This is a genomic window from Mycobacterium sp. (assembly GCF_035499775.1).
Lineage (GTDB): Bacteria > Actinomycetota > Actinomycetes > Mycobacteriales > Mycobacteriaceae > Mycobacterium.
Window position 1 is genome coordinate 1 of sequence record NZ_DATJYB010000064.1, and the last position, 4,718, is coordinate 4,718.

At 65.4% G+C, this 4,718-nt stretch carries 5 protein-coding genes, 1 tRNA gene and 1 pseudogene; 3 read left to right on the forward strand and 4 right to left on the reverse strand.

Features of this window, described 5'->3' with window-relative positions; all coding sequences use genetic code 11:
- Nucleotides 1–223: 223 nt before the first annotated feature.
- Complete coding sequence (locus VML93_RS04215; RefSeq protein ID WP_325607999.1) at nucleotides 224–547, forward strand: hypothetical protein; 324 nt, start codon at nucleotides 224–226, stop codon at nucleotides 545–547.
- A gap of 46 nt (nucleotides 548–593) precedes the next feature.
- Here the strand turns inward: VML93_RS04215 and VML93_RS04220 are convergent.
- The 3 genes from VML93_RS04220 to VML93_RS04230 form a co-directional block, all read right to left on the reverse strand.
- Nucleotides 594–670: transfer RNA gene (locus VML93_RS04220), tRNA-Met, on the reverse strand.
- Nucleotides 671–790: 120 nt separating this feature from the next.
- Complete coding sequence (locus VML93_RS04225) at nucleotides 791–1,495, reverse strand: nitroreductase family protein (RefSeq protein ID WP_325608001.1); 705 nt, start codon at nucleotides 1,493–1,495, stop codon at nucleotides 791–793.
- On the reverse strand, nucleotides 1,495–2,145 hold the full coding sequence (locus VML93_RS04230; protein WP_325608003.1) for an HD domain-containing protein: 651 nt from the start codon (nucleotides 2,143–2,145) through the stop codon (nucleotides 1,495–1,497). The genes VML93_RS04225 and VML93_RS04230 overlap by 1 nt, the downstream gene beginning before the upstream one ends.
- A 117-nt stretch (nucleotides 2,146–2,262) precedes the next feature.
- On the opposite strand from VML93_RS04230, the gene VML93_RS04235 reads away from it, so the two are divergent.
- The gene (locus tag VML93_RS04235) at nucleotides 2,263–3,210 is read left to right on the forward strand and encodes a GlxA family transcriptional regulator (RefSeq protein WP_325608007.1); all 948 of its coding nucleotides are present in this window, start codon (nucleotides 2,263–2,265) and stop codon (nucleotides 3,208–3,210) included.
- Nucleotides 3,211–3,232: 22 nt separating this feature from the next.
- Nucleotides 3,233–4,249, forward strand: a complete 1,017-nt coding sequence (locus VML93_RS04240) for a TIGR03617 family F420-dependent LLM class oxidoreductase (RefSeq protein WP_325608005.1) — start codon at nucleotides 3,233–3,235, stop codon at nucleotides 4,247–4,249.
- An 84-nt stretch (nucleotides 4,250–4,333) separates the two neighbouring features.
- Here the strand turns inward: VML93_RS04240 and VML93_RS04245 are convergent.
- A pseudogene (locus tag VML93_RS04245) lies at nucleotides 4,334–4,718 on the reverse strand (membrane protein); the annotation flags it as partial.

The window sequence follows — 4,718 nt, forward strand, 5'->3', positions numbered from 1 at the left end:
ACACCTCAAACGCACCCGTTGAAATGACCCAGCGACCCGCCCGCCACACCGACCCAACCCCCGATTAGCCGGATAACCCACCACCTGCGGCAAGGTTGAACGCTTCCACCAAACCCTCAAACGATGGCTCAACGCACACCCCCGCGCCGCCACCCTGGCCGACCTGCAGACCCAACTCGATGCCTTCATCGACGAATACAACCACCGCCGACCCCACCGCTCCATGCCCCATCAAGCCACCCCCGCCACCCGCTACACCACCCGCCCCAAAGCCGCCCCCGGCGAACGCCTCGACACCCACGACCGCGTCCGCACCGACCGCATCGACCAGGCCGGCGTCATCACCCTGCGCGTCGCCGGCCGGCTACACCACATCGGCGTCGGCCGAACCTACACCGGCACCCGGGTGCTGATCCTCGTCCAAGACCTCAACATCACCATCATCAACGCCGCCACCGGCGAACTACTGCGCCAGCTAACCCTCGACCCCACCAAGGACTACCAACCCACCGGAGCCCCCAAAGGCCCCAAAAGGAACAAGCCCTGAACCCAATCGCAGGTTCAGAGCTATTCCGATGTCCCGAGACATCACATGGTAGCGGGGACAGGATTCGAACCTGCGACCTCTGGGTTATGAGCCCAGCGAGCTACCGAGCTGCTCCACCCCGCGTCGGTAAACGCAAGGTTACCCAACGTCGAGGATCCTCTCCAAATCGCGCGCTCAGGCGGGGTTGGCCCAAGCCCGGCCGGCCGACGTGACGACGGTCGGCCGATAATTGCGAAAGCCAATTCAGCCCGCCGCGGCCAGGTCCGCCGTGGTGTTGGCTTGAGGCGGCCACAGCGGCTCTGGCACGTCGACACCGAACGGCGCACCCCAGCGGTTTCGTGACGAAACCTCCTGCACGGGATGGCGATTGGCTGCAACTCCCCATTTGCCCAGCGGGTAGCCGAGAGCCAGCATGGCCGACATCGTCCATCCTTCCGCCACGGGGACGCCCAATAACTCGTTCACCCGGTCCTCGAAGTTACGGAGCACCATCGTCATCACCCCGCCGACGCCCTCGGCACGAGCGGCAAGTAGCACACTCCAGATCGCCGGGTAGATGTTGGCGCCGCCGAGGTCGTCGATGGCGAACACGAAAAGCAGCAGGGGAACATCTTCGAAATGGTCAGCCAGAAAGTCCCCCGAGCCCTTCATTCGGCGCATCGTCTCGACGTGAGCGGCGGGGTCCGCACCGGGGGCCGGCGCTACCATCGGTCCCGCCCCCGCCCTGAACTTCTCGTATTCGATGGCGCGGGCCTGCCGGAACAGTTGAGCGAGCTCGCGTTTGAGTTCCGGATCGTCAACAGCCAGAAAGTGCCAGCGCTGGGTGTTACCCCCGTTGGGGGCGCGAACCGCCGCATCGAGGATGCGGGCCTGAGTGTCCAGCGGAATCGGATCCGGCCGCAACCGTCGCGTCATCCGGGTGGTGTACAGGGCTTCGTGGATGTCCATTATTCGGGCCAGCTGTTGTTGCGGATGATGTCGACGAAGTTCTCCCGCTTGAAGGTCGGGTCGAAGTGCGCGAGCACGTCGTCGTTCATGGTGCCGAAGGTGCTGCCCGGGCGGTGCTTCATGCCGTCGTTGAAGGCCGCCAGGATGCGGTTCTTGAAGTCCGGGCGCGGGTGGGCGGCGGTGACGGCCGAAAGCGCCTCAGCCGAGAGGTCGTCCAGGCCGATTCCCAGCACGTCGGTATCGACACCGGCTGTGACCAAAGCGATTTCGGGGTCCAGGAATTCCGGTACCCCGGGCGTAGTGTGCAGCGCGATTCCCAGCCATACCTTTCGTGCTTCAGCCGGGTCGTAGCCACGTTCCAGCAGGAAGTCGCGCGCCGCATTGGCACCGTCGACTTCGAAGCGCAAGGTGGACGTCCGATAGCGCGCTGTCAACCCGATGTCGTGGAACATCGCCCCCACGTACAGCAATTCGAGATCAGGTTGCAGGCCCAACCGGCGGCCGCGCAGCGCGCCGAAGAGAAACACTCGTCGGGAATGGTCGAAGAGCAGGTCGTCTTCGACATCGCGAATGTATTCGGTGACCTCGCGTACCAGCGGTGTGTCGGGGATGACGATGCCGGCGATGGTTCCTATCGATTGAGTGGCCATGATTTCCTCCTCGGTTCGTTCTGCCCAGTCTGCGGCAGAAGCCCGCACTTGCTCATGGCTGTTTCAGCCGTCATTCCCACAAAAAGCGACATGGGTCCGCAGAATGGGTGAGTGCGTGTGGTGGTGATCGCCGTTTTCGACGGCGTGACGATGTTGGACGTTGCGGGTGCGGGTGAGGTCTTCGTCGAAGCCAACCACTTCGGCGCCGACTACCGGCTGAAGTTCGCGTCGGTCGACGGGCGGGACGTCACAACCTCGATCGGGACCCGATTGGGCGTCACGGACGCCATTTCGTCAATCAACTCCGCCGACACCGTCATGGTCGCGGGCAGCGACGAGTTGCCCCGGCGGGCGATTGATCCCGAGCTCGTGGAGGCGATCAAGTCAGTCTCGGGCCGGACTCGGCGTCTGGCCTCGATTTGCACTGGGTCGTTCATCCTGGCTCAGGCCGGCCTGCTCGATGGCCGACGCGCCACCACCCACTGGCATGATGTCCGGTTGTTTGCCCGGGCCTTCCCCGCGATCACCGTCGAGCCGGACGCCATTTTCGTACGCGACGGCGATGTCTTCACCTCGGCCGGGGTGTCGTCGGGCATAGACCTGGCGCTGGCGTTAGTCGAAATGGATCACGGCACCGAACTCGTCCGCGAAGTGGCCCGGTGGTTAGTCGTCTATCTCAAGCGCGCGGGTGGCCAATCGCAATTCTCGGTCCTGGTCGAGGCCGCCCCACCGCCACAGTCACCGCTGCGCAAAGTCACCGACGCGATCTCGGCTAACCCGGCGGATAACCACAGCGTGGAGACTCTTGCCGTCCGGGCCTCCCTGAGTACCCGGCAGCTGAGCCGGCTGTTTCAGTCCGAACTCGGAACGACACCGGCCCGCTATGTCGAAATGGTGCGCATCGACGCCGCGCGCGCGGCGCTCGACGCCGGCCACACCGTCTCCGACACCGCACGGGTAGCGGGATTCGGCAGCGCCGAAAGCCTCCGGCGCGTTTTCGTCGACAACCTCGGCGTCTCGCCCAAGGCCTATCGGGACAGGTTCCACACCGCATCTCGCGGCTGACACCCGGGCGTACTGTTGCGCCGTGCACATCGACGTGATGACGATTCCGCAACCGCTCGACAAGGTCGGTGACCTGGCCCGCCGAACCCAGAGCGCGGGATACGCCGGCCTGCTGTTCACCGAAACCGGTCGCACCGCCTACCTCAACGCCGCCGTCGCCTCCCAAGCCGCACCCGGCCTCGACCTCTCCACCGGGGTTGCGGTGGCATTTCCGCGCAGCCCCTTCGTCACGGCGGCCACGGCGTGGGAGCTGCAGGAAGCAACCGGCGGAAGGTTCCGGCTAGGCCTGGGCACGCAGGTGCGCACTCACGTGGTGCGGCGCTACGGCATGGCCTTCGAACGCCCCGGTCCGCGGTTGCGCGACTACGTGCGTGCCGTGAAGGCGTGTTTCGCCGCTTTCCGGAGCGGGCAACTCGATCACCACGGCGAGTTCTACGATCTCGACTTCATCAGTCCGCAGTGGAGCGCTGGGCCCATCGCCGCGCCCGATCCCAAAGTCGATATCGCAGCGGTGAATCCGTGGATGCTGCGGATGGCAGGCGAGGTCGCGGACGGGGTGCATGTCCACCCACTCGGCGAGCCCGGCTATCTCACCCGCCACGTTCTGCCGAACGTCGCTGCGGGGGTTGCGAAAGCTGACCGCATCGAGTCGGACATCGCCCTGATCATTCCGGTGATGACGATCGTCGGCGACAGCGACGCCGAGCGCGCCCATGAACGAGAGTTGGTGCGCGCCAGCATGAGTTTCTACGGGAGCACACCGAACTACGCGTTCATCTGGGACGAGGCCGGGTTCGAGGGGACGACCGCGCGGATTCGCGAGAAGCAGAAGGCCGGGGACTTCGCCGGCATGGCGGCACAGATCAGCGACGAGCACATCGCCGTGTTCGCCACCGAGTCGACGTGGGACGGGTTGGCCGACGCGCTGGCCGAGAAGTACAAGGCGATCGCCGCGCGTCTGGTGCTGTACAACGCCCTGGGCGATCACGAGCGCTTCGAGCGCTATGGCGAGGTCGCGCGCGTACTGCAGATGATGTAGTACCGCCGGCGGGCTTCCGCAAAATGCCCGGATTTAGCGGGGTATCGGCGTCCATACGCGGACGCTCGCGGCAAAGGGCAAGCGCTACTTGGTGTTGTTGAACTTCGTGATCGCGTCGTCGAGCCGCTGCAGTGCGGCCCCGTAGGCGCCGAAGTCGCCCTTCTTCTGCGCATCCCGAGCCGCGTTAATTGCCGCCTGAATCTCTTGCAGCGCAGCGGCTTTGGCTGGCGACAGGGTGGCCCCGCCATTGGGAACCGGCGGCACCACAGCAGGCGGTGCGGGCGGTCCCGGTGCCGGCCCCACAGCAGGCACCTGAGGACTCACCGGCGCCTTCGGAGGTGCACCGCCCTCGGTGGGTTCGATTCCGGTCGCGGCCGCACCCGCGCCCGGCCCGAACAGCTTGTCAAGCACATCACCGATAGTGGACGCATATCCGATCTTGTCGCCGGACTTGTCGTTGGACATCATC

What these genes read in the sequence shown, in the direction of transcription:
- VML93_RS04230 (WP_325608003.1), bottom strand. Translation starts at nt 2,145, where the DNA reads ATGGCCACTCAATCGATAGGAACCATCGCCGGCATCGTCATCCCCGAC.
- VML93_RS04215 (WP_325607999.1), top strand. Translation starts at nt 224, where the DNA reads ATGCCCCATCAAGCCACCCCCGCCACCCGCTACACCACCCGCCCCAAA.
- VML93_RS04225 (WP_325608001.1), bottom strand. Translation starts at nt 1,495, where the DNA reads ATGGACATCCACGAAGCCCTGTACACCACCCGGATGACGCGACGGTTG.